This is a genomic window from Microtetraspora glauca (genome assembly GCF_040656155.1).
Taxonomy (GTDB): Bacteria; Actinomycetota; Actinomycetes; order Streptosporangiales; family Streptosporangiaceae; genus Microtetraspora; species Microtetraspora glauca.
In genome coordinates this window covers 13372-33518 of sequence record NZ_JBFALK010000036.1, presented here as the reverse complement: position 1 = coordinate 33518, position 20147 = coordinate 13372, and the positions used below count along the sequence as shown (strand labels likewise).

The window sequence follows — 20147 nt, the reverse complement described above, 5'->3', positions numbered from 1 at the left end:
AAGGGAGCGGAGGTCCCACCCATGAGCGATGTCGAAGATTACGCCTATGGCGGTGCTGGCCTCCCCCTTCACCGCGGCGACCTACCTCGGCGGCGGAATGCGGCGGACCAGGACGTGGGCGACAGAACAGGTCCGGCGGTGGACGGGTGGGACATCTCCCGCGTCCTCCGTACAGGTCAAGAACGTCCCTGAGGGGGCGATTCCGGCCGCGGTGAAGGGGGTCTCCTTCGTCGAGGCGCGGCCGGAGGGACTCGCTCCGATGACCCTGGCCTACGAGCGGCATGGGAGCGGAGAGCCGGTGGTCCTGCTGCACGGCCTCGGGTCACGCCGCCAGGCATGGGATCCGGTGGTGCCGTTGCTGGTGGCCGAGCGTGAGGTGATCACGGTCGATCTGCCGGGCTTCGGGGAGTCTCCCGAGTCCCCTGCCTGCGTACCGTGCGATCTGCCCACCGTGGTGAGCGAGCTGGGCGCGGTGTTCACCGCGCTGGGGCTGGACCGGCCGCACGTCGTGGGGCATTCGCTGGGAGGGCTGATCGCGCTGCGACTGGCCCAGGCTCACCTCGCCCGCAGTGTGATCGCCCTCGCTCCGGCCGGATTCTGGAACGAGGCCGAGCGACGGTATGCCTACGCCGTCCTGGCCGCGGCGCACCAGATGGCGCGCCTGCCGGATTCGATCGTGGTGCCGTTGTCGAAGACACCCGTCGGGCGGGTGGCCCTGACCGGCACCCTCTACGGGCGTCCCGAACTCTGCCCTCCGGACGCCGTGGCCGCGTCGTTGCAGGCGATGCGCCAGGCGGCGGGGTTCGCCGCCACATTGCGGGCCGGGCGCGCGCCGGATCTGTTCCTCGGTGACATCCCCGGCGTTCCGGTGACCATCGCCTGGGGCAGTGGCGACCACATCCTTCCCATACGTCAGGCGGCGCGGGCAGCCGCGATGATCCCTGGCGCGCGGATGGTGCGGCTGCCCGGATGCGGGCACATCCCCATGAACGACACTCCCGAAGTCGTCGCCCGGATCATTCTCCAAGGGACGACCGTGCCCCCGGACCCCACATGGCCGCGGTACACGAGCCCGACTTCGTGCACGCTGAAGCGGCAACGTCCACCCGGCGAACCCGACGAGACCCCGCGAGCGGTGTGACCCGGCGCCTCACCGTCGTCTGGGGCTACGGCCTCCGCACACCTCGTGCCGAAACGCCGACCCAAATCATCACAACATCCATCCCGGCCACTACACGGAGTGGATCCGTACCGATACCGTCGATCATCATGATCGAATCGCTCCTCGCGCTTCTCATGTTCCTCCCTCTCCTAGCGCCGGTAGCGGTAGCCGTGGCCATGGGGTTGGTGATTCACAGCATCGTCGTCCGCGCCCGGGGCGTCAGGAACGCGGATGGGTGATGTGGGCGAAACTCGCCATCATCGGGGTCTGTCTCGCACTGGCGACCTACGGAGTGGGGCTGTTCTCCGGTGGCCTGCTCTATCTCGCTGACCCGGAGGACCTATGCGTGATCGCTGGGAATGGCTACTCGTACTCGCCGGCACCGTCGAGCCTGTTGCCACTGCGAAACCCTGTGTGCCTGTACGAGGGCCGGCGTGTCGACTTGGTGCCCGCATTCGTCGGCCCCGTCTTCTACATTTCCATCGGCCTGTTCATAATCGGCATGGTCGGAGTGATCTCCTCGCGGCGATCGCGAGTTGCAGCTACGCGGCAGAGCCCAGCCTCGTGAGCTCCATTCCGCCGAGGACGCCTTCCTTCCGCGGGGGCCGATCGGTGGGTCAGACCTGCTTGAGGAACCCACCGTCGACGGCGAAGTCCGCGCCGGTCGTGCTGGCCGAGCGAGGTGAGGCGAGCAAGGCGACCACATCGGCGATCTCCTGGGGCTCGACCAGACGGCCGGTCGACAGCTTCATCATTTCGGGTGCCACCTGGTTGATGACGCTGTCGCGGTCGGTTCCGGCCTGGGCGGCGATGATGTCGGCCGCGCCGCCGCTCTCCGTCCACCATGCCGTACGCACGGGACCTGGGGAGATGGTGTTCACCCGGATGCCCTGGGGTGCGAACTCCTCCGAGAGGGCCTTGGTCAGATTGTTGAGGCCCGCCTTGGCGGCGTTGTAGTCGACGTTCATTGGAGCGGGCAGGCGGGCGCTGCCCGAGGAAACGTTGACGATCGAACCTCCGCCACGGGCGAGCATCGGTGTGATGGCTGCCCGGACGGTGCGCACGATCGAGAACAGGTTGAACTCGAACATCACCCGCCAGTCTTCGTCAGTAGGAGCCAGGAACGAGAAGCGCGGCAGGGCCACGCCGGGCGGCGGTCCACCGGCGTTGTTCACCAGGATGTCGAGCCCACCGAACTCGGACACGGCCCTCGCCACGATCTCCCCGGGGGCCTCGGGGTCCATCAGGTCGGCCGGGACATGGTGCAGATCGCCACTGAGCGCCTCCAACTCGGGGGTGCTTTTCCGCGAGGCGGCCACGACGCGGACGCCCTCGCTCAGGAGGGTGCGGGTGACGGCCAGGCCGATGCCCTTGGAAGCGCCGGTGACAACGGCGACCCGGCCGGAAAGCTGGAGATCCATACTGTCTTCCCTCGTGTAATCGCCATCCGGAAAAGTGGATGGACTCTTCGCGGAATACGTTAGGAGCGATCACCTGGCGAGGGATGGCGTGATTCGGACCAGTAATCGCAGCGGAAATCGGACGCGACATCCGTATATCCGCGCATAATTGACGAACTCTTCGATCTCGACGGGGATCGCAGAACCGAATTACGAGGAACAGCCAGAACAGGAAACCTTCCGGTGAGAGCCCTGTGAGTGGTCCGGTTCGATTCCCGTCACCCGCTCCAGGGGCGAGGAAGCCTGCGTACGCTCTCTGTCATGGCTCTCAACGTGCTCGAATGGGGCGACGGTGACCGCACGGCGGTACTCATTCACGGCATGATGGGAGACTCGGGCTCCTGGTGGGAGATCGGCCCGGCTCTCGCAGAGCGAGGTTACCGAGCGGTCGCCGTCGACCTCCCCGGACATGGGTGTTCTGCGCGCGATCCCGACAGTGATCTCGAATCGTTCGCCATGTCGGTGCTGGAGTCGGTCCCGGCACGCCCCGCCCTCGCGATGGGTCACTCGCTGGGCGGCTCGGTCCTGGCCGCCGCCGTCTCACGACTGCGCCCAGAGCGCGCGGTCTACGTGGAGACGCCGTTCGGCCCGGGCCGTGCCCATCTCGACGTCGCCGCGTTCGCCGCAGGACTGGAGGAGGCCAAGACGGCCCGAACCGTGGAGAACCTACGGCGGGAACGGCCATGGTGGAGCGAGCGGGACATCGCGGTCGAGGCGGAAGCGGCGAGCCTGTTCGACGTGGCCACGACCGTAAGTCTGCACGCCGGCCGCGTGGGCGGTCCGGACAACACGCCTCCCCTCGTGGCGCCCTCGCTCATGATCCGCTCCGACCCGAGCCAGTACATCTCGGAGGAGGCCGCCGACAGCCTCCGTGCCCGTGGATTCGAGGTGCGCTCCGTCGCGGGCGCCGGGCACTGCGTGTGGTACGGCCGCCATGAAGAGTTCATGGCAGTCCTGGACGGATGGGTGTGAACCTTACTGGAGGTGCCCCGACCCACCAGCGCGACAGGTACCGGCCCGCCAGTGGGACACCCGGGCCGGGACGGTCGAACCGGCCATCCCCAAGCTGAGGCAGGGATCCCACTTCCCCGCCTGGCTGCCCCAGCGCCGCCGCCGTTTTCGCGGTAGCTCGTGATCTCCTCGTCGAAGCGCCGGTCGTCAACGAGACCGCCGGAACGCGAAACCTGACAGGTCCGCTAACGGGGGAACTCGGCTCTGACGCCCAGTAACCGCACCGGCCTCCGTCCGTCGAACCGGTCGAGGGCGGCGAGGGCGGCCCGCTCGATCGCCGCCACATCCGTGGTCGGCGCCGCCAGGGGGTAGCCGTGGGTGTGAGTCACGAAAGGCGCGTATCGCACCTTGACCACGATCCGAGTGGCGGGCCGCCGCTCGGCGACCACGTCGTGCGCTACGCGCCGGGCCAGCCGTACGACCTCGCGCCGTACCTCGTCCCAGTCGTCGAGATCGTGCTGGAAGGTGGTCTCACGGCCGCGTGAGCGCGGAACGTACGGCGTGTCGACCACCGGCGACTCGTCCCGGCCGAGGGCGAGCCGTACCAGCCACGGCCCGATCGTGGGACCGAACCGTTCAGCGAGGGCGTGCGGGTCGGTGGTCGCGAGCTCGGAGACAGTGCCGATGCCCATCGCGGCGAGCCGCTTGGCGGTCTTGGCCCCCACCCCCCACAGCGCATCGGTCGGCCGGTCGCCGAGCACCTCGAACCATGTCTCGTCGGTCAGCCGGAAGACGCCGGCGGGCTTGCCGAAGCCGGTCGCCAGCTTGGCCTGCAGCTTGTTCCGCCCGATGCCGACGGTGCACTCGAGGTCGGTGGACTCGCGTACGCGCCTCCGGATCAGGTGCGCCGTCTCCTCGGGAGCGCCGTCGACCGCGAGGAACGCCTCATCCCAGCCGACCACTTCGACCACGGCGTCGAATTCCTTCAACGTCGCCATCACTTCGGACGACGCCGCTTCGTACGCCTCCCGGTCGACCGGGAGGAACACCGCGTCCGGACATCGCCGCGCCGCCGTACGGAGCGGGAGGCCGGAGTGCACGCCGTACGGGCGCGCCTCGTACGAGGCCGTGCTGACCACGCCGCGCTTGGTCGGATCGCCGTCCCCGCCGACGACCACCGGGCGCCCGCGCAGTTCCGGACGGCGCAGCAGCTCGACGGCGGCGATGAACTGGTCGAGGTCGACGTGCAGCACCCAACGGCTCACATCTCATTGTGCGCACCGTCCCACCCCGAGCAGGAGCCGGGTGACCGACCGAAGCCCGTACGAGATCGCCGGAGTCCTGGTCTCGCACGGCCGGCGGGGACGAGCGCCCGCCGACCGGCCGTGCCGGCGGGCGCTCGTCCTCAGTCCGCGACCCGCTCCACGGGGATCCACAGCTCGGCGTCCGCCTCCGTCCCGTCCTGCGACAGCCGCGTGCGGGAGATCTCGGGCCCCGGCCTGCTCCGGTACGGGTTGGAGGGGAACCACTGCGTGAACACATCCCGCCACAGGTACTGGAGTGCCTGCGGGAACGCCCCCGAACTCTCGAACACCGCCCAGGTCCCCGCCGGGACGGTGAGGGTCTCCATGTCCTCGGGCGCGACGGCGCTGGTCACCACGCCGTGGTAGTAGTCCAGTTCTGTGCCCTCCTCACGGCCGTCGGCGACGTGGTCGGCCACGTTGACGACTCCCTGCGGCTCCTGGTCGGAGAGCCGCTCCATCCGCCGCACGGTCTCCTGGTCGATGCTCCGTATGAACGCGACGATCGCCGGGTTCATCCCCTCGTGGACGAGTGGGACGCGTGCCTTCTTGCCCACCAGGCGGAACTCTTCCTTCTCCACGATCCGGTACCGCATGCTGCTGCTCCCTTCGATGATGAGGCGGAAGGACATCCGGGGCTGGGAGTACAGAACCGCACCGGTCCGCCGGGCCTCGCCCGGGCCGACGCCGTGCACGGCGCGGAACGCGCGTGCGAACGCCTCAGCCGAGCCGTAGCCGTACCGCACCGCGATATCGAGCAGCGTCTCCTCGCCGGCGAGCACCTGGGCGCCCGCGACGGTGAGCCGCCTGCGGCGGATGTACTCCGACAGCGGGATGCCCGCCAGCGCGGAGAACAGCCGCCGGAAGTGGTACTCCGACGTGAGGGCTAACCGCGCCAACTCGGCCACCTCGATCCGCTGATCGAGATGGCGCTCGATGTGCTCCATGGCCTGGTTCAGCCGCTCCAGCATCTCCGGCCCTCCTTCCTCTTACGATCACCAACGCTAGGCAGGAACGCCCCGCCGGACCCGACATCCTGTGCCCGGCACGATCGGGTACTGCAGAAGAGCGGACTCTGGACGGGTCAAGATGATGGGGACGTCCGCCTTGCCCGCCCAGAAGTTGGACGGCCTCCGCACCAGGTTCACGGGAACCGGCGACGTGCCGATATCGACCGCGATCTTCGGGATGTCACCCGCACGGTGAGCGGTTCCCATGAAGTACGCCTGAACACCGCAGGTGGTGCCGGGCGTCAGTGGCTCCGCCGACGCCTGCAGCTTGGTGTGGGTCGTGAGACTCTCGATCATCGCCGTCTGACCTCAGTCATTGTCTCGGAGGTCCCCACCCGCCTGTTGAGGAAAGTGGTGGCCAGAGGGTCGGAGTGCTGGAGTTGACGCACATCTCGTAACAGGTGCGACGCCCACACGACGTCGGCGGCGCCTGCGGCGAACGGCGCATCGGATCGCACCTGGCATCGGCTCCGGGATCCTTACGCGCCTGCCGCTGAACCTCGCCGGTCGCGTGGGGCGGCGCATCACCACCGCACAGCAGTCGCACCAGCACGTCGTGACGATCGAGCCGTTTGCTTCCTGTCTTGCCGGCGGAATCTGAGGCGCGAATTACCCTCTCCACCATGCTTGATATTCATTTCGTGATTGATCAGAAAGCCATATCGATATTGGACATGATCTGACGAGTTCTGGTCTGCTCTCTCACTGAAGATCGATAGTGAGGAGCTTGACATGCAGAACTCCCCCACCCTCGCCCCTCGGGCACGGCTGCGCGGGGCGCTGGGCGTGGCCGTCCTGACCGCCTCCGCACTGTTCGGAGGAACCGCCTACGGCGCCACCGGCGGCCACGCCACGAGCACCGCCGCCCCCGCGGCGTCGCAGGCGGTAGGCCACCACGACCTGATCGTCCGCGACGACCTTCAGGCGCTGTTCCGCGATGCGGCCGTGCGTGGAACCTTCGCGCTCTACGACGTGAAGCGGGGACAGACCACCGTCGTCGACTCGCAGCGGGCGCGACAGCGGTTGATCCCGGCCTCCACGTTCAAGATCCCGCACAGCCTGATCGCGCTGGAGACCCGAGCCGTCAAAGACGAGAACGAGGTGATCCCCTACGGCGGGCAGCCGCAGCCGTTCCCGGAGTGGGAGCACGACATGAACCTGCGTGACGCGGTCCGGGCGTCCAACGTCCCGGTGTTCCAGACGCTCTCCCGCCGGATCGGCCTCAAGCGGGAACAGCAGTGGGTCAACCGGCTGCACTACGGCAACCGCCGGATCGGCACGGTCGTGGACCGCTTCTGGCTGGACGGCCCGCTGGAGATCTCGGCGGTCGAGCAGACCGGCTTCCTGTCCCGGCTGGCCCGTCAGCAGTTGCCGGCGGCCAAGCGGAACCAGCTGACGGTGCGTGACCTGCTGAAGATCGAGGAGAAGGACGGCTACGCGCTGTTCGCCAAGACCGGCTGGGGCATGTCCACCAAGCCCGGCATCGGCTGGTGGGTCGGCTGGGTCGAACGCGGTGACCGCCTCTACACCTTCGCGCTGAACATCGACATCAACGCCGACAAGGACACCGAGAAGCGGATCCCCCTCGCCAGAGAGCTGCTGAAGGCGCTCGGCGCCCTCCCGAAGGCATGACCGGTTCTCCGGGCGTCGCGATCACATGGAATCCTGCGATGCCATGACGTCGCCGCGCACGGATCCCGATGCCCCCGGCCGCCCGTCGGCCGGGGGTGCGGCGACAGCACCCACCCCTGCGCGGCGAGGACGGCAGGCGGTCTCCGACCGCCGGGCGGTCGCGATCGTCGTGGGGATACAGCTGGCCATCTCACTCGGCTACTACGCGGTGATGGCGCACCTGGTCCTCCACCTGCGCCATGATCTCGGCATGCTCGCCGGCACCATCGCCGTGGTGCTCGGCATTCGCGTCGCGATCCAGTACATGCTGTACCTGCCCGCCGGCGCGATCACGGACGCGATCGGCCCGGCGCGTACGGGAGCGCTGGCCTGCGGGCTGCGGGCGACGGCGTTCGCGCTGCTGGGGTTCACCAGTGGATTCGGCGAGCTGCTCTGCGCGGCCGTGGTGATGGCGGTGGGCGGGGCGCTGTTCCATCCGGCCGCCCAGTCGATGCTGGCCGGGGTGACTCCGGCACATCGCTCCCGTGGCTTCGCGGCCTACGTGATCGTCGGCCAGCTGGGCGCGGTGGCGGGCCCGCCCATCGGGCTGGTCCTGCTGGCGGGCGGGTTCTGGCTGCTGTCGGCGGTGACCGCGGGTGCGTGGGCGGCCGGTGCCGTGCTGTTCATGCTGCTACGTCGCGAGCCCGGCAACCCGCGTACGGACACACCAGCGGACACGCCGGCGGACACGCCGGCGGACACGCCGGCGGACACGCGCCTGGACGTACGGGCGCTCGCCGAAGGGGTGTCGGTGGCGCTCCGCGACCGGGGCTTCCTCCGATACGCCCTGATCGCGGCGCCCGTCACGCTGCTCACCAACCAGATCGCGACCGTGGTCCCGCTCACAGGGGTCGGCTCCGGCGCGACGACTCTGTTCTTCTGCGTGGTGGCGGCGGCCACGGCCGCGATCCAGCCCTGGTGCGCCGGTGGCGGGCGAGGCGAGCGCCCCTGGTTGCTCAGGAGCGGCCTGCTCTGCGCGGGGACCGGCTATCTGGTGCTGCTGGCGGTGCCTCCCGACGGAGGTGACCGGACCGCCGTGCTGGTGGCGGCCGCCGTACTGCACGGACTGGCCGCCGGGCTGACGCAGTCGGCGGTGTTCCAGACCATCACCCGCTGCGCTCCACCCCAGCGGTTCGGCGCCTATTTCGGTCTGCTCAGCTTCCTCTCCGGAGTAGTCTCCCTGGCGGGAGGGTTCGCCGTCGGCCCGCTTCTCGACGCCGGGAGCCAGGGCATGGCGACGGCGCTGGTCGGACTCGGCCTGGTCGCGGCGCTCTCCGCCGCCGCCCTGCGCCTTCCCCGCCCCCATCCGCCGGGACGCGGAAGCGCGTAGCCCTGTTCGGACGACGGCCATGTCGTCCGGTGAGCCGCGAGCGACCGGCTCCCCGGCTCGGCTAGTGGTTCCCGGGGCGGGAGAAGCCGACGCGGGGCGTCGAATAGTTCGCGTAGCTCTCGATACGGACCACCGAGTGCGAGTTGGGCGCGTGGATCATCGTGTGCTTCTCGGGGTCGAGCACGATGCCCACGTGGTCGGGGCTGCCGTCCCCGTTGTTGTCGAAGAAGATGAGGTCTCCCGCCTGCTCCGTACCGTCGGGGATGCGGGGTCCCTGGAACCACTGGTCCGCGGCGACCCGGGGAATGTTGATCCCCGCCGCCTGGTAGGCGCGTAGCGTCAGCCCGGAGCAGTCGAAGGAGTTCGGCCCCGTCGCACCCCAGACATAGCGGTCGCCGAGTTGCGCGAGCGCGTAGTCGATGACGGCACCTGCCCGGGGGTTCTTGGCAAGGCTGTGGGCGTTCGGCGGGACCCTGGTGTTCTGCGGCCCGTAGACGCCTCCGCCCGAGCCGTACCCGTTGCCGCCGGTCTGAGCGGCGGTGCTGCTGCCGGCGCCCGTACCGGAGGCGGGGTCGGGTCCCGCGCCGGTCTCGGTGCCGGTGCCGGTGTAGCTCGCCAGATCGACGTTCCCATGTGAGTACGCGGGGTCGGGGATCCAGCGCATCCCAGGGTTGTCCTTCGCGGTGAAGGTCTGCTGGCTGGGAGGACTGATGGACGTGAAGAAGGAGACCCCGACGTGCTTGTCGACCTCGTCGACCGCCTTCGTGACGGCGTCGACCGCCCGCCGCTTCGGCTCCGCCGCCCGGCTCACGCCGTCGTCCACCTCGATCCTGATGCTCGTCATGGAGATCACGTTGCTGCTGCTGTTGCTACGCTGCTCGTCCAGCCAGAGGCGCTTCTCGTTGTAGATCGTCTGGACGTCGCCCTTGGCGGTCGCCAGCGCCGTCGCCGCAGCGTCGATCATGTTGGCGCAGCTGGTCAGAGCGCTGCTCAGCTCCGTGGCGGCATTGGGATAGGCGCTCATGTAGGTGACGAAGCTCTCGGCGGCCTCGCCGTTCCACGCGTCGTCGACGGTGCCCACCACGCGCTTGAGGGCATCGGTGTGCTCGGTCACGTCGCCGGCCACCTTCCGCAGGCGTGCCGAGAGCGCGCTGATCTCGGACTGATCGGACGCCAGTTGGTCGATGATGCGCTGGATGGGCTGGAGATACGTGTCCCAGATATCCGTCACGCCTGCACCACCTCAGGGCCCGGGGAGTTGGCGCTCTTGACGTTCCCGATGACCGTGTGCACGGCCGACTCGACCTCGACCAGGTTCTGCTGGGCGTACCGCGTCTCGGATTGGATCTTCGCCTGGAGCTTGCCGACGGCGTCGACGAGCCTGCCGGACGCGTTCTCAAGTGTCCCGAAAGAGAGCTTGCCGACGTGCACGGGAGCCTCGTCGGCATCAGCCTTGAACAGGTTGGAGACACTCATGGCTTTGCCCGCGCAATCCTCCAGAGCGTCGACGTAGACCTCGAACCCCGCCATGTAAGCCTCGCCCCAGGTGCTCGTCTGACATCCGTCGTGCCGGAAATTTTACGATCAGGTGCGTAATGCGATCAAGCGGCGAGCCCCGACGGCCTTGTGGCCGGGCGGATCAGGCAGGTGGATATTCTCCGTTCCGTGGAAATCCGACAAGGCACCGCGAACGACATCGAAGCGGTCGCGGCGCTGCACACCGCGAGCTGGCGGACGGCCTATGCCGGGCTCATGCCGGACAGCTACCTCAACGGGCCGCTGCTCGACGAGCGATCACGCCTGTGGCGTGCCCGGCTGGGAGCCGATCCGCACCCCGGAGGCGACACCACCTCGCGCCTCCTGATCGCCGAGGACGGCGACGCTATCAGCGGATTCGTCTATCTCCTTCTCCAGGACGACGGGCGCATCCTGCTGGACAACCTCCACGTCAGCCCGGCCCTGAAGCGTTCGGGCATCGGACGCCACCTCATGCATCACGGCTTCGAGTGGGCGGCCGCGCACCACCCCGGCCGGGCCGTCTATCTGGAGGTGCTCCGGGACAACACCCCGGCACGATCCTTCTACCGGCGCATGGGAGGTCGGGTGACCCGGGAGTTCGTGGAACCGTTCGCCGCGGGATTCGAGGTCGCCGTCGTCGAGTACACCTGGGACGCACCCGCCATGAGGAGCATCCCCACCCCGGATCCCATCACCTCGTAACGCCGGTCCAGTCGGCTCACATGCAGCGGAGGTCCCAGAAGGAGCCGTGATCGCGGTCCTGGATCTCAACGATGACCGGCCGATCATCAGCGCCGTACCGGTATCCCGGCAGGTGAGGGGACTCCCACACCATGAACTCAAGGGAGTCGTTCCCGCCCTCACTCGGCCGGATCCCGGCCGCCCTGTAGTAGCGGGCGATCTCATCCAGAGACAGTGTGGTGCTCAGGTCGAAGCGCAGCCGGAAGGTGCACATGTCCTTCATGTCGTACGCCCCCACCGAACCGTGGTAGTCGGTACCGCTGATGGACGTCTTCGGCGGAGGGGGATGGTCCAGGAATCGGTCGGCGACTCCGGCCATCTGGTGGTCGTGGATCCACACAGGCGCCATGGCGAGAACGTAGAGCAGAGGAAGAACCGACAGGCTCGCGATGACGCGTCCTGCTTGGCGATTCGGTCTCGACGCCGTGCGCGGCCGTACGTCGTGCCGAGCCTCCGGCGGAGCTGTCGACATGGGGTCCCCTTCTCTTCAGCACGTCCGGCGATCACATGAAATTCACGATCTCACGATTACCCGGATCGGGACATCCTTCTCACTCTGGATGGGATGACGCACGTGCCGACGGGGGGACCGTGGGCCCGGCGAGTCCGGTGGGCAGCACCAGGAAGACCTTCGTGTCCAGCCGCTCCATCCCGCCTCCCCGCCCCACGAGCAGATCGACTGGATCGGGCACATGTGCGTCGCGGGACGCGTACGGCATGTGACGCGGCCTCCGGATCAACCGGTCGCGGTTTCACCGGCGAGCACCGGGGCCACGCTGGTCCGGCGGCGCGGGATCGCCAGGGCCAGCAGCGCGGCCAGCAGCGCCGCGCCGCCGCCGATCACGAAGCTGGTACGGAACCCGGCCATGGAGGGCAGCGAACTCGGCCCCAGGTGAACGATCATGTGGCTGAGCACCACACCGATGACGGCACTCGCGGTGGAGGTGCCGATGGACCGCATCAGGCTGTTGAGCCCGTTCGCCGCCGCCGTCTCCGAGGTCGGCACCACGGACATGATCAGCGCGGGCATGGCGGCGTACGTGAAGGCGATCCCGGCGGAGATGACCGCGGAGATCACCATGATCTGCCATACCTCGCGGGTCATCCCGAGCCCCATCGCGTATCCGCCGACGATCACCAGGCAACCGGTGACCAGCGACGCCCTGGGTCCGCGAGCCGCCGAGATGCGCGCGGACAGCGACGAGACCAGCACCATCACGAGTCCGCCGGGGAGCAGACACAGCCCGGCCGCCAGCATGGACTGGCCCAGGCCGTACCCGGTCGCCGTGGGCAGCTGCAGGAGCTGCGGGATGACCAGCGCCTGCGCGTACATGGCGAATCCGACCACGACGGAGGCGAGGTTGGTCATCAGGACCTGACGGCGGGCTGTCGTCCTCAGGTCCACGAGGGGCTCCCGGGCGCGCAGCTCGTACCAGCCCCAGACGAGCAGCACCAGCACGGCCGCGCCGAGAAGTCCGAGGGTGACCCCGCTCGTCCAGCCCCAGTCGCCCCCCTTGGAGACGCCCAGCAGCAGGCAGATCAGCCCCGTACAGAGGCCGAACGCGCCGACGAGGTCGAACCTGCCTCCGCTGCGCACCGGCGACTCCGGCACCAGGACGATCACCAGCGCCAGCACCACCAGGGCCAGCCCGCCGGACGCCCAGAAGAGCACGTGCCAGTGGACATACTGCGCCACCGCCGCCGCGGCCGGCAGGCCCAGCGCCCCGCCGATGCCCATCGAGGAACTCATCAGCGCCATCGCCGCGCCCAGCCTCTCGGGCGGCAGTTCGTCGCGCATGATGCTGATGCCGAGCGGGATCACCCCGATGCCGAATCCCTGCAGAGCCCGCCCGATCACCATCGGTACGAGCGATTCACTCAGCGCGCACACCAGGGAACCCACGATCAGCAGCGTCAGGCTGAGCAGCAGCATCCGCCGCTTGCCGTACATGTCGGCGAGCCTGGTGATGACGGGGGTGGCGACCGCGCCGGCGAGCAGCGTCGAGGTGAACACCCAGGACGCGTTCGATGCGGAGGTGTGCAGCAGGACGGGCAGTTCGGACACCAGCGGCAGCACCAGGGTCTGCATCAAGGCGACCAGGATGCCGGCGAAGCACAGGACGGCGATCACGCCTCTGGTGCGCGACGAGCCGGTCGCGGACCCCTTTTCGTGACCGGTGAGTGACGTCGCGCTCAAAAGGCCCCCCGCTCGCATGTCCGGCGGACCGGCCCACACCCCGACATACGCATCATGCACAGTCGCTTCCGGCAACATTCAGGCGGCCCTCGCTCAAGGGGGCATGATCGGCGATGCCGCACGTCACCCGGGAGCCCGGTGGCCTGCGTAGGAGGAATGCCCGGATACGATCAACGCGGAACCGTGCGCCGTTCTTAGGGCAGGCTGATCTTGGATACCTCCCGCTTCCACGCGATCCGCACGCGTGCGGTCAAGCTGGCCGTCGCGGCCGTCGTCATCGTCATGCTGGGCGTCGTCGCGCTCGCGCCGAACGGGCAGCAGGAGCGCGCCGCCGCCTCTCCGTCCGACCTCGTCTCGTTCCGTCCCGACGGGACCATCATGATGGCGCGCCCCGGAGTCACCGCCCCCGTCCTGGAGGTGTACGAGGACTACCAGTGCCCGTACTGCCGGGACTTCGAGCGGCTCAACGGCGGCGTCGTCCGGGAATGGGCGGTGCAGGGCAAGGTCGCGGTGATCATCCACCCGTTCACGGTCTTCGGCGAGAACACCCGCGTGACGCGGGACAACTCGCGTCGTGCGCTCATGGCGTCCCTGTGCGTCACCGACCCGCGCAAGTGGCTGGACTTCCACGACGCGCTGTACTCCCACCAGCCCGAAGAGACGCTGGAGGGCGGATTCGCCGTCGAGGAACTCGTGGGGTACGCGAAGGGGATCGGCATCGCCGAGGCCGAGTTCACCACATGCCTGAACTCCCAGGAGACCGCCGACCGCGCCGACGCGCTGTCGAAGCTCGCCTTCGCCCGCGGTGTCCAGGGCACGCCGACCATCCGGCTGGACGGACGCGACCTCGACTGGAGCACCTCCTGGGCCACGCCCGTACAGCAGGTCTGATTCTCCGGTGATCATCAGACGTCCCGTGTAGGAGGCGCCGCCAGATCCACCAGGAGTCTCGCGGCGACATGGCCCGTTTCAATGATCCACACCGGCGATCTCGCCCGTGAGGCGCGGCCGCGCAGTCGCTCCGGCGCCCGACGTCCCTACTCAGCCGTACGGCCTCGGCCTCGGCGAGGAGACGTCAGACGGCCTTGGTGAGGGCGTCGTACTCGTCGTCGGTGAGGTCGACCTCCACCGCGGCGACGTTCTCCTCCAAGTGCGCGACCCGTGACGTGCCGGGGATCGGGAGCATCACAGGAGAGCGGCGCAGCAACCATGCCAGCGCGAGCTGGGCCGGACTGACGCCATGGTCCTTCGCCGCACCCGCCAGCGGGCCGCCGGGCTTGGCCAGCTCACCGGTCGCGATCGGGAACCAGGGGATGAAGCCCAGCCCCTCCCGCTCCGCGTAGTCCAGCACCGCCTCGGACTGGCGGTTCGCCAGGTTGTACAGGTTCTGCACGGAGACGATCTCTGCGATCTTCCTTACCTGCTCGATCTCCTCCACGGAGACCTCGGACACCCCGATGTGCCGGATCTTTCCCTCGTTCTTCAGATCGGCCAGCACGCCGATCTGGTCGGGCAGCGGCACCTGGGGGTCGATCCGGTGCAGTTGGAGCAGGTCGATCCGGTCGAGCCGCAACCGGCGAAGCGACATCTCGACCTCCTGGCGGAGGTATTCCGGGCGACCGACCGAATGCCACTCGCCCGGACCGGTGCGGACCAGACCCGCCTTGGTCGCGATCACCAGAGAGTCGCCGTACGGATGCAGCGCCTCGGCGATGATCTCCTCGCTGACATAGGGACCATAGGAGTCGGCGGTGTCGATGAAATTCACCCCGAGTTCCACGGCCCGGCGCAACACCGCGCGCGCCTCCCCCCGGTCACGCGGCTCGCCCCAGACGCCCGGCCCGGTGAGCTGCATCGCGCCGTAACCGAGCCGGACGACCGGCAGATCTCCGCCGAGAAGAAAGGTGCCGCTCCGCTGTGCCGGAAGGCGCTCCGCCTGCCCTGCCATGTGCCACCCCCGAAAAGTCATGAGACGAGGTCATGGGACGTCCCCCACCAGTCTCCGCGTACCCGAGAACGAGCAAGATGGAGCCCCGGAAAAGGTGGAATCCCAGCGACCGTCGCACCTGCGACTCCAGGACGTCCGGGAGTCGGCAGGCCGTAGAGCACGTCCGAGAGACAGAGGGACGTTGAGCACGCCCGAGAGATGGCGGGCCGTGAGCACGTCCAGAAAACAGAGCAGAGGGTCATGGAGCACGCCCGGCAGACCGCAGTCCGTAGAGCGCACCCGGGAGACGACGGTTAGCCCGAACAGATCGCCTCATTGCGACCGAGATCCCTGAGCGGTCACCCGGCCGCCTCATACTCCTCGACCAACCGGCGGGGAGCCGTGAGGCACCATGCCTCGGTCACCAACTCGGCCAGCTCGTCCGGCGGCACCATGTCCAGCCGGATCTGCACCCAGCCGAAACGGCCGGAGGTGTAGGAACGCGCGAAGATCTCCGGATCCTGCCCGACGAGCGCCTCACGCTCCTCCATGGTCACCTTCACCAGGGCGATGCCGGTGTCCTCCTGAAGGTAGGCGAACCCCTTTCCCCGCACCTTGATCCCGACATAGTTGGCGGGGGCACCGACCTGAGCCTCCGGAAGCGCCCGCACGAGCCGCAGGAACTCCTCGACGCCGGCCGCCTGATCATGGAGATTGTCCATGTCGCAGGTCTATCAGGCAGGACCGACATTCCTCCGGGCCGGCGACAACCACCGGCTGCGGCCCACAGCCTGGCACCACAACCACGACCTGCCCATCAGGGATGCGCGCCGCCGGGGCCTGCCTCAGGGGTACGCGCCGCCCGGCCTGCCCTCAGGGGTACGCGCCGCCCGGCCTGCCCTCAGGGGTACACGCGGCGTAGCGGCCGAGCCTGGCGTCGGGATCGCGCCGTTCTGGTCGGCCTGGCCACGCGTCCGGCCCCGCCCCGAAGACCCGCCCAAGCACGCGATCGGCAGACCCGCTCGCAGAACCGGCCGGCGGTTCGCTCGGCAGACCCGGCCGACGGGCCGCTCGGCAGACCCGGTCGGAGGAGTCAGGCGCGCTGCCCGACTCCCGTGGCGAACTCCTTGATGCGGCCCTTCACTCCGGTCTCCATCGCCAGCGGGGGCGTGTCCATCCCCTCGCCGGCGCGCAGGCCCTCGAAGAACTCCTCCAGCGCCTGCCGTCCGGTACGGAGGGGATGCCAGCCGAGCTCGTCGTGGGCCCGGGAGATGTCCATCCGGGGGATCTTCAAGGCCATCTCCAGCAGCCCGGGGGACGCGGGCACCAGGCGCAGATGCCAGCCGGCCGCCACCGCCGCCCTCGCCAGCATGGTCGGCATGCTCACCGTCCGGGTGCCGAGGATCTCCGCCAGCACGTCCGGGGTGATGACCGGGTCGGCGGCGATGTTGAAGGCGCCGATGACGGGACGGGTCACCGCGAGCCGGTAGGCCTCCGCGGCGTCCTCGGCGTGCAGCGCCTGCAGCCGCAGCCCCGGGATGTCCGGCACGAACGGAATCATGCCGGGGCGCACCAGCCGTCCCGGCAGGAAGGGACCTGCGAAGATGCGTCGCTGCTCGGTCGCGGCCTCGCGCTTGAAGATGAAGCCCGGCCGCATCCGCACCACGCGGATGTCAGGGTGATCCCGCTCGAAGATGTCCAGCAGCCGCTCGACATAGGCCTTCTCGCGCCCGTACGCGGCGTTCGGCCAGCCGTGGGTCGGCCACGTCTCGTCGACGCCCTGTTCCTTCGGCCCCGGAGAGTACGCGCCCACCGACGAGGCGTACACCAGCGTGGACACGCCCGCTTTCGCCGCCGCGCGGAACACCCGCTGGCTGCCCATCACGTTGGCGCGCCAGGTGGTCACCGGGTCGTGCGTCGGCTGGAACAACCACGCCAGATGGATGACGGCGTCGGCCCCGGTGAAGATCCGGGCCAGGTCCGCCGTGATGACGTCGGCCGCCCGCCACTCCGTCTTGCCGGGCCTCCATCCGGGGAACCGCCTCGCCACACCCAGGATCGTGGTGATGTCGGGATCCGATTCCAGCGCGGAGACCACGCTCGTCCCGACGTTTCCGGTCGCTCCGACCACGACTACTCGCATGTGCCGTTGGCTGCCCAGATGGCGGCTGTCGAAACACGTCCTGCCTGCGGGTTCGCCCGTTTCGCCCGAGCTCTGGACGGGCATGAGGGGATCTCTCGGGGAAGAAGGACGATCATGTTGACCAAGCTGGTGCACGGCGCCGCAAGCGGCGCCCTCGCCACCGTGGCGCTGGCCGCGGTGTCGCTGGCCGGAGACCAGGCCGGGCTGATGCGCGACCAGCCGTCCAGACATGTCTCGCCCGGCGGTCTGCCTCCCCGGGCCTCCCGCAATCCCCTCACACCCGGCCTGCTTCCCCGGACTTCCCGCAATCCCCTCACGTCCGGCCTGGCTCCCGGGGCTTCCCACGCCCCCCGGCACGGAGGCCGCCGGACCCGGCGTGGTGAGGCGCTCGCCCACTTCGGAATCGGCGTGGCATCCGGTGTCGTGTTCTCCGCCCTTTCCCGAGGGCGGCGAGCCCGGCTGCCGCTGGGCGTCGGCTACGCCCTCGCGGCCTGGATCGCGAGCCACAACGGCTGGGTGCCGTGCATCGGCATCCTCCCGCCGGAGACCCGTGACGACTCCTGCCGCGCCGCCGTGGCGGCCGCCGGGCACGTGGTGTACGGCATGGTCCTCGTGGCCACCATGAACCGCCTCCTCCGGCAGCCGTCACCTCCGGTCTGACCATGGAGCCGGGGCGCCGTACACGGGGCTCCGGACACGGCGGGCGCGCCATGGAGATGTCGGGAAGTTTGCATGCGTCCCCACGTACCGGAAGACGCGCGCGGGAACGCGACTGTCTCCGATCGCCGTACCGGCAGGCGTCGCTCCGGTATCCTTCCGCTGCCGCCAATCACCCCCTCGGCTCCTGACGCACGAAGGCAGGCGTTCGACGCCCGCCACGGCGAAACGAGCGACCCAGCGCGGAAGGCCGTCCGTGAAGCGCCCCTTTCCCAGCAGCGCGACTGGTGGCGTGCCCGGGACACGGCTGCCGGCATGTCGCGGACTTCATCGCCGAGCCGGTTCTCACCGGCGGCTTCCCCTTAATGGCGCCAATGGCGCCCGGACCGCCTGCCACCGGCACCCGCCGAATGGCGGGACATCGTCGAGGAACACGGCAGCCCCCACCACCAGGCAGGGCGTCACCACATCGATCACGGCACCACCTTCGACGCCGGCGCCGTACGCGAACACCGCGAACACCCGGGACAGCCGGTGGGCCCTGACGGACCCCGACCCAGGAGAGGCGGATCTATGAGGAACGGCTCCTGCCCGAAATGCGGCTCCTCCCACATCATGGCCGATATCGACGTGCATGACCGCGGACAGAACGGTGCGCTCCCGCTGCGCGTCCACATCACGGAGCCGGAACCGCCGAACCACGGCTTCATCTGGAAGCAGGGCTCGTCATCGGGGGTCGTCCGCGCCTGGATCTGCGCGGCCTGCGGTTACACCGAGCTCTACACCGACAACCTCGCCGCGCTGTACGAGAGCTACCGGAAGGGCCGACCCTGAACCGGGTCCCCTGAACATGCGGGCTTCCCGCCCGCCTCCCGTACGGAGACCGGCTCCTGATCTGCCCGCGCCCGGCAGCACCCGCAAAGTGAGAGGCCGTTCTCCGAGGGGAACGGCCTCGGACGTCGGCGGAGCCCAGGTTGTGAACCCCAGGCCGACAGGTCGCGGACACGGCGTGTCGCAAGCAGCTCCGGCCGATGCTCCCGGGAGGCGCCGAAGTGATGGACGGCACCTTCACGCCGTAGTCACTCAGAAGATCGAAGAGGCCGGTCCCGCTGGGCGGAACCGGCCTCTGACATTGGTGGAGCTATGGGGATTTGAACCCCAGACCCCTTCGATGCGAACGAAGTGCGCTACCGGACTGCGCTATAGCCCCAATGCCTCGACTAGGTTAGCAAACATTCGAGGCTCCTCGCGCCATCTGATCAATCACCGACCGCCCGCCTGTCGGTGAACTGGTCGGAGTACTGGTCGAAGACCTGAACCCGCTTGCGCGCCTCGAGCATGATGATCTCCGCCTCACGCGCCTTGGCCTCGATGGCGCGACGGCGCGCACGCTGCCTCTCGATCCGCTCCGCCCGCGCCTTGGCGGCCAGTTCACGCCGCTCCACGTCCACGCGTACGGCGACGCGCAGCACGGCGAGGTACCCGACGAGGAGGACCGCCGACGGCGTGACGGCCCACCAGGGCACGACCCTGACGGCGGCGGTGACGGTGGAGGCGATGATGAGAAGGATGCTCCAGAGCAGCCTCCTGCGGCGACGTGCGACGATGATCGCCCGGCGCCTCCGCTCGGCGCGACGCATCCGCGCCGCCCGGTCCTCGGGGCCCCGAGGGGCTCCCGCGGCGGTCGGTGAGGCGGACTCGGCACCCTCCGCCTTACCTGTGGCGCCTCTCTCGGCGGGCGCGCCCTCGCCCGACGCGGATTCGGTGGCCCTGGCGGCGCCGCCGGACCTCTCGGCCTCGCGCTCCGCGACCGGAGCCGCGAGCGGGACCGTGAGGGGAGCGTCGGAAGCCTCCGAGGACTCCGCGCGCGGTCTCTCGACGACCGTGTCCGCGTCGGCCGCGGGCTCCGCGGAATCCGCAGGATCCCCTGGCTCGGCGAGCTCTGCGAGCTCGTCCTCGTAAAGGTCGTCGATGGCGTGCTTGTCCCTGCGCAGCCACATGGGCAGCAGGACGCCGAGCCACATGACGACGATGGCGAGGTAGAGGAGGACGCTACCCATGCGACCACCTCCGGAGATG

General features: G+C 69.1%; 20 protein-coding genes, 1 tRNA gene and 1 pseudogene. 9 read left to right on the top strand and 13 right to left on the bottom strand.

Annotated elements, in window-relative coordinates:
• Nucleotides 1-46 precede the first annotated feature (46 nt).
• Entirely contained in the window at nucleotides 47-1141 is a 1095-nt protein-coding gene (locus AB0I59_RS40280; protein WP_358141936.1) for an alpha/beta fold hydrolase, read from the top strand.
• A gap of 638 nt (nucleotides 1142-1779) precedes the next feature.
• On the opposite strand, the gene AB0I59_RS40275 is transcribed toward AB0I59_RS40280, so the two are convergent.
• The gene (locus tag AB0I59_RS40275; RefSeq protein ID WP_358141933.1) at nucleotides 1780-2583 is read right to left on the bottom strand and encodes an SDR family NAD(P)-dependent oxidoreductase; all 804 of its coding nucleotides are present in this window, start codon (nucleotides 2581-2583) and stop codon (nucleotides 1780-1782) included.
• Nucleotides 2584-2883: 300 nt separating this feature from the next.
• Here AB0I59_RS40275 and AB0I59_RS40270 point away from each other — a divergent pair, with 300 nt between their 5' ends.
• Both AB0I59_RS40270 and AB0I59_RS40265 read left to right on the top strand, forming a co-directional pair.
• A complete protein-coding gene (locus tag AB0I59_RS40270; RefSeq protein WP_358141931.1) occupies nucleotides 2884-3594 on the top strand; it encodes an alpha/beta fold hydrolase in 711 nt (236 codons plus the stop codon).
• Nucleotides 3595-3637: 43 nt separating this feature from the next.
• Nucleotides 3638-3733, top strand: a pseudogene (locus AB0I59_RS40265) (transposase); the annotation flags it as partial.
• Between the two features lie 85 nt (nucleotides 3734-3818).
• Here AB0I59_RS40265 and AB0I59_RS40260 read toward each other — a convergent pair.
• The 3 genes from AB0I59_RS40260 to AB0I59_RS40250 all read right to left on the bottom strand — a co-directional run bounded on the left by AB0I59_RS40260 (nucleotide 3819) and on the right by AB0I59_RS40250 (nucleotide 6181).
• A complete protein-coding gene (locus tag AB0I59_RS40260) occupies nucleotides 3819-4838 on the bottom strand; it encodes a DNA polymerase IV (protein ID WP_358141928.1) in 1020 nt (339 codons plus the stop codon).
• Between the two features lie 140 nt (nucleotides 4839-4978).
• Nucleotides 4979-5845 carry a GyrI-like domain-containing protein gene (locus AB0I59_RS40255; protein WP_061253080.1) on the bottom strand — a complete coding sequence of 289 codons (867 nt, stop codon included), beginning with the start codon at nucleotides 5843-5845 and terminating at the stop codon, nucleotides 4979-4981.
• 33 nt (nucleotides 5846-5878) lie between these two features.
• Nucleotides 5879-6181 (bottom strand): hypothetical protein, encoded by a 303-nt coding sequence (locus tag AB0I59_RS40250; RefSeq protein WP_061253079.1) that lies wholly within the window; start codon nucleotides 6179-6181, stop codon nucleotides 5879-5881.
• 435 nt (nucleotides 6182-6616) lie between these two features.
• On the opposite strand from AB0I59_RS40250, the gene blaOXA reads away from it, so the two are divergent.
• Both blaOXA and AB0I59_RS40240 read left to right on the top strand, forming a co-directional pair.
• Entirely contained in the window at nucleotides 6617-7516 is a 900-nt protein-coding gene (gene blaOXA / locus AB0I59_RS40245; protein WP_358141925.1) for a class D beta-lactamase, read from the top strand.
• Between the two features lie 43 nt (nucleotides 7517-7559).
• On the top strand, nucleotides 7560-8885 hold the full coding sequence (locus AB0I59_RS40240; RefSeq protein WP_358141922.1) for an MFS transporter: 1326 nt from the start codon (nucleotides 7560-7562) through the stop codon (nucleotides 8883-8885).
• 61 nt (nucleotides 8886-8946) lie between these two features.
• On the opposite strand, the gene AB0I59_RS40235 is transcribed toward AB0I59_RS40240, so the two are convergent.
• Nucleotides 8947-10116: a bifunctional WXG100 family type VII secretion target/C40 family peptidase gene (locus AB0I59_RS40235; RefSeq protein ID WP_358141920.1), complete on the bottom strand. Its 1170-nt coding sequence runs from the start codon at nucleotides 10114-10116 to the stop codon at nucleotides 8947-8949.
• Nucleotides 10113-10415 carry a hypothetical protein gene (locus tag AB0I59_RS40230; protein WP_358141917.1) on the bottom strand — a complete coding sequence of 101 codons (303 nt, stop codon included), beginning with the start codon at nucleotides 10413-10415 and terminating at the stop codon, nucleotides 10113-10115. Before AB0I59_RS40230 ends, AB0I59_RS40235 begins: the two co-directional genes overlap by 4 nt.
• Before the next feature lie 135 nt (nucleotides 10416-10550).
• Here AB0I59_RS40230 and AB0I59_RS40225 point away from each other — a divergent pair, with 135 nt between their 5' ends.
• Entirely contained in the window at nucleotides 10551-11105 is a 555-nt protein-coding gene (locus tag AB0I59_RS40225) for a GNAT family N-acetyltransferase (RefSeq protein WP_061253074.1), read from the top strand.
• Nucleotides 11106-11121: 16 nt separating this feature from the next.
• Here AB0I59_RS40225 and AB0I59_RS40220 read toward each other — a convergent pair whose 3' ends face one another.
• Nucleotides 11122-11493, bottom strand: a complete 372-nt coding sequence (locus AB0I59_RS40220; protein ID WP_358141914.1) for a hypothetical protein — start codon at nucleotides 11491-11493, stop codon at nucleotides 11122-11124.
• A 387-nt stretch (nucleotides 11494-11880) separates the two neighbouring features.
• A complete protein-coding gene (locus AB0I59_RS40215) occupies nucleotides 11881-13341 on the bottom strand; it encodes an MFS transporter (RefSeq protein WP_358141911.1) in 1461 nt (486 codons plus the stop codon).
• A 210-nt stretch (nucleotides 13342-13551) separates the two neighbouring features.
• On the opposite strand from AB0I59_RS40215, the gene AB0I59_RS40210 reads away from it, so the two are divergent.
• Nucleotides 13552-14232, top strand: coding sequence for a DsbA family protein (locus AB0I59_RS40210; protein ID WP_358141908.1), 681 nt, complete (start codon nucleotides 13552-13554; stop codon nucleotides 14230-14232).
• Nucleotides 14233-14416: 184 nt separating this feature from the next.
• On the opposite strand, the gene AB0I59_RS40205 is transcribed toward AB0I59_RS40210, so the two are convergent.
• The 3 genes from AB0I59_RS40205 to AB0I59_RS40195 form a co-directional block, all read right to left on the bottom strand.
• The gene (locus AB0I59_RS40205; protein ID WP_358141905.1) at nucleotides 14417-15289 is read right to left on the bottom strand and encodes an aldo/keto reductase; all 873 of its coding nucleotides are present in this window, start codon (nucleotides 15287-15289) and stop codon (nucleotides 14417-14419) included.
• Between the two features lie 338 nt (nucleotides 15290-15627).
• Nucleotides 15628-15990 (bottom strand): MmcQ/YjbR family DNA-binding protein, encoded by a 363-nt coding sequence (locus AB0I59_RS40200; protein ID WP_061253070.1) that lies wholly within the window; start codon nucleotides 15988-15990, stop codon nucleotides 15628-15630.
• 371 nt (nucleotides 15991-16361) lie between these two features.
• The gene (locus AB0I59_RS40195) at nucleotides 16362-17411 is read right to left on the bottom strand and encodes an NAD-dependent epimerase/dehydratase family protein (protein WP_228637191.1); all 1050 of its coding nucleotides are present in this window, start codon (nucleotides 17409-17411) and stop codon (nucleotides 16362-16364) included.
• Nucleotides 17412-17525: 114 nt separating this feature from the next.
• Here AB0I59_RS40195 and AB0I59_RS40190 point away from each other — a divergent pair, with 114 nt between their 5' ends.
• Nucleotides 17526-18071, top strand: coding sequence for a hypothetical protein (locus AB0I59_RS40190; RefSeq protein WP_061253068.1), 546 nt, complete (start codon nucleotides 17526-17528; stop codon nucleotides 18069-18071).
• A 627-nt stretch (nucleotides 18072-18698) separates the two neighbouring features.
• The gene (locus AB0I59_RS40185) at nucleotides 18699-18902 is read left to right on the top strand and encodes a hypothetical protein (RefSeq protein WP_358141900.1); all 204 of its coding nucleotides are present in this window, start codon (nucleotides 18699-18701) and stop codon (nucleotides 18900-18902) included.
• A gap of 299 nt (nucleotides 18903-19201) precedes the next feature.
• Here the strand turns inward: AB0I59_RS40185 and AB0I59_RS40180 are convergent.
• Nucleotides 19202-19278: transfer RNA gene (locus AB0I59_RS40180), tRNA-Ala, on the bottom strand.
• A 49-nt stretch (nucleotides 19279-19327) separates the two neighbouring features.
• Complete coding sequence (gene sepX, locus AB0I59_RS40175; protein ID WP_061253057.1) at nucleotides 19328-20128, bottom strand: divisome protein SepX/GlpR; 801 nt, start codon at nucleotides 20126-20128, stop codon at nucleotides 19328-19330.
• Nucleotides 20129-20147 lie beyond the last annotated feature (19 nt).

Excerpts from the sequence above, each read along its gene's own strand:
- AB0I59_RS40280 (WP_358141936.1), top strand. The coding sequence starts at position 47 with ATGGCGGTGCTGGCCTCCCCCTTCACCGCGGCGACCTACCTCGGCGGC.
- AB0I59_RS40275 (WP_358141933.1), bottom strand. The coding sequence starts at position 2,583 with ATGGATCTCCAGCTTTCCGGCCGGGTCGCCGTTGTCACCGGCGCTTCC.
- AB0I59_RS40270 (WP_358141931.1), top strand. The coding sequence starts at position 2,884 with ATGGCTCTCAACGTGCTCGAATGGGGCGACGGTGACCGCACGGCGGTA.
- AB0I59_RS40255 (WP_061253080.1), bottom strand. The coding sequence starts at position 5,845 with ATGCTGGAGCGGCTGAACCAGGCCATGGAGCACATCGAGCGCCATCTC.
- AB0I59_RS40250 (WP_061253079.1), bottom strand. The coding sequence starts at position 6,181 with ATGATCGAGAGTCTCACGACCCACACCAAGCTGCAGGCGTCGGCGGAG.
- blaOXA (WP_358141925.1), top strand. The coding sequence starts at position 6,617 with ATGCAGAACTCCCCCACCCTCGCCCCTCGGGCACGGCTGCGCGGGGCG.
- AB0I59_RS40240 (WP_358141922.1), top strand. The coding sequence starts at position 7,560 with ATGACGTCGCCGCGCACGGATCCCGATGCCCCCGGCCGCCCGTCGGCC.
- AB0I59_RS40230 (WP_358141917.1), bottom strand. The coding sequence starts at position 10,415 with ATGGCGGGGTTCGAGGTCTACGTCGACGCTCTGGAGGATTGCGCGGGC.
- AB0I59_RS40220 (WP_358141914.1), bottom strand. The coding sequence starts at position 11,493 with ATGGCGCCTGTGTGGATCCACGACCACCAGATGGCCGGAGTCGCCGAC.
- AB0I59_RS40205 (WP_358141905.1), bottom strand. The coding sequence starts at position 15,289 with ATGGCAGGGCAGGCGGAGCGCCTTCCGGCACAGCGGAGCGGCACCTTT.
- AB0I59_RS40200 (WP_061253070.1), bottom strand. The coding sequence starts at position 15,990 with ATGGACAATCTCCATGATCAGGCGGCCGGCGTCGAGGAGTTCCTGCGG.
- AB0I59_RS40195 (WP_228637191.1), bottom strand. The coding sequence starts at position 17,411 with ATGCGAGTAGTCGTGGTCGGAGCGACCGGAAACGTCGGGACGAGCGTG.
- AB0I59_RS40190 (WP_061253068.1), top strand. The coding sequence starts at position 17,526 with ATGTTGACCAAGCTGGTGCACGGCGCCGCAAGCGGCGCCCTCGCCACC.
- sepX (WP_061253057.1), bottom strand. The coding sequence starts at position 20,128 with ATGGGTAGCGTCCTCCTCTACCTCGCCATCGTCGTCATGTGGCTCGGC.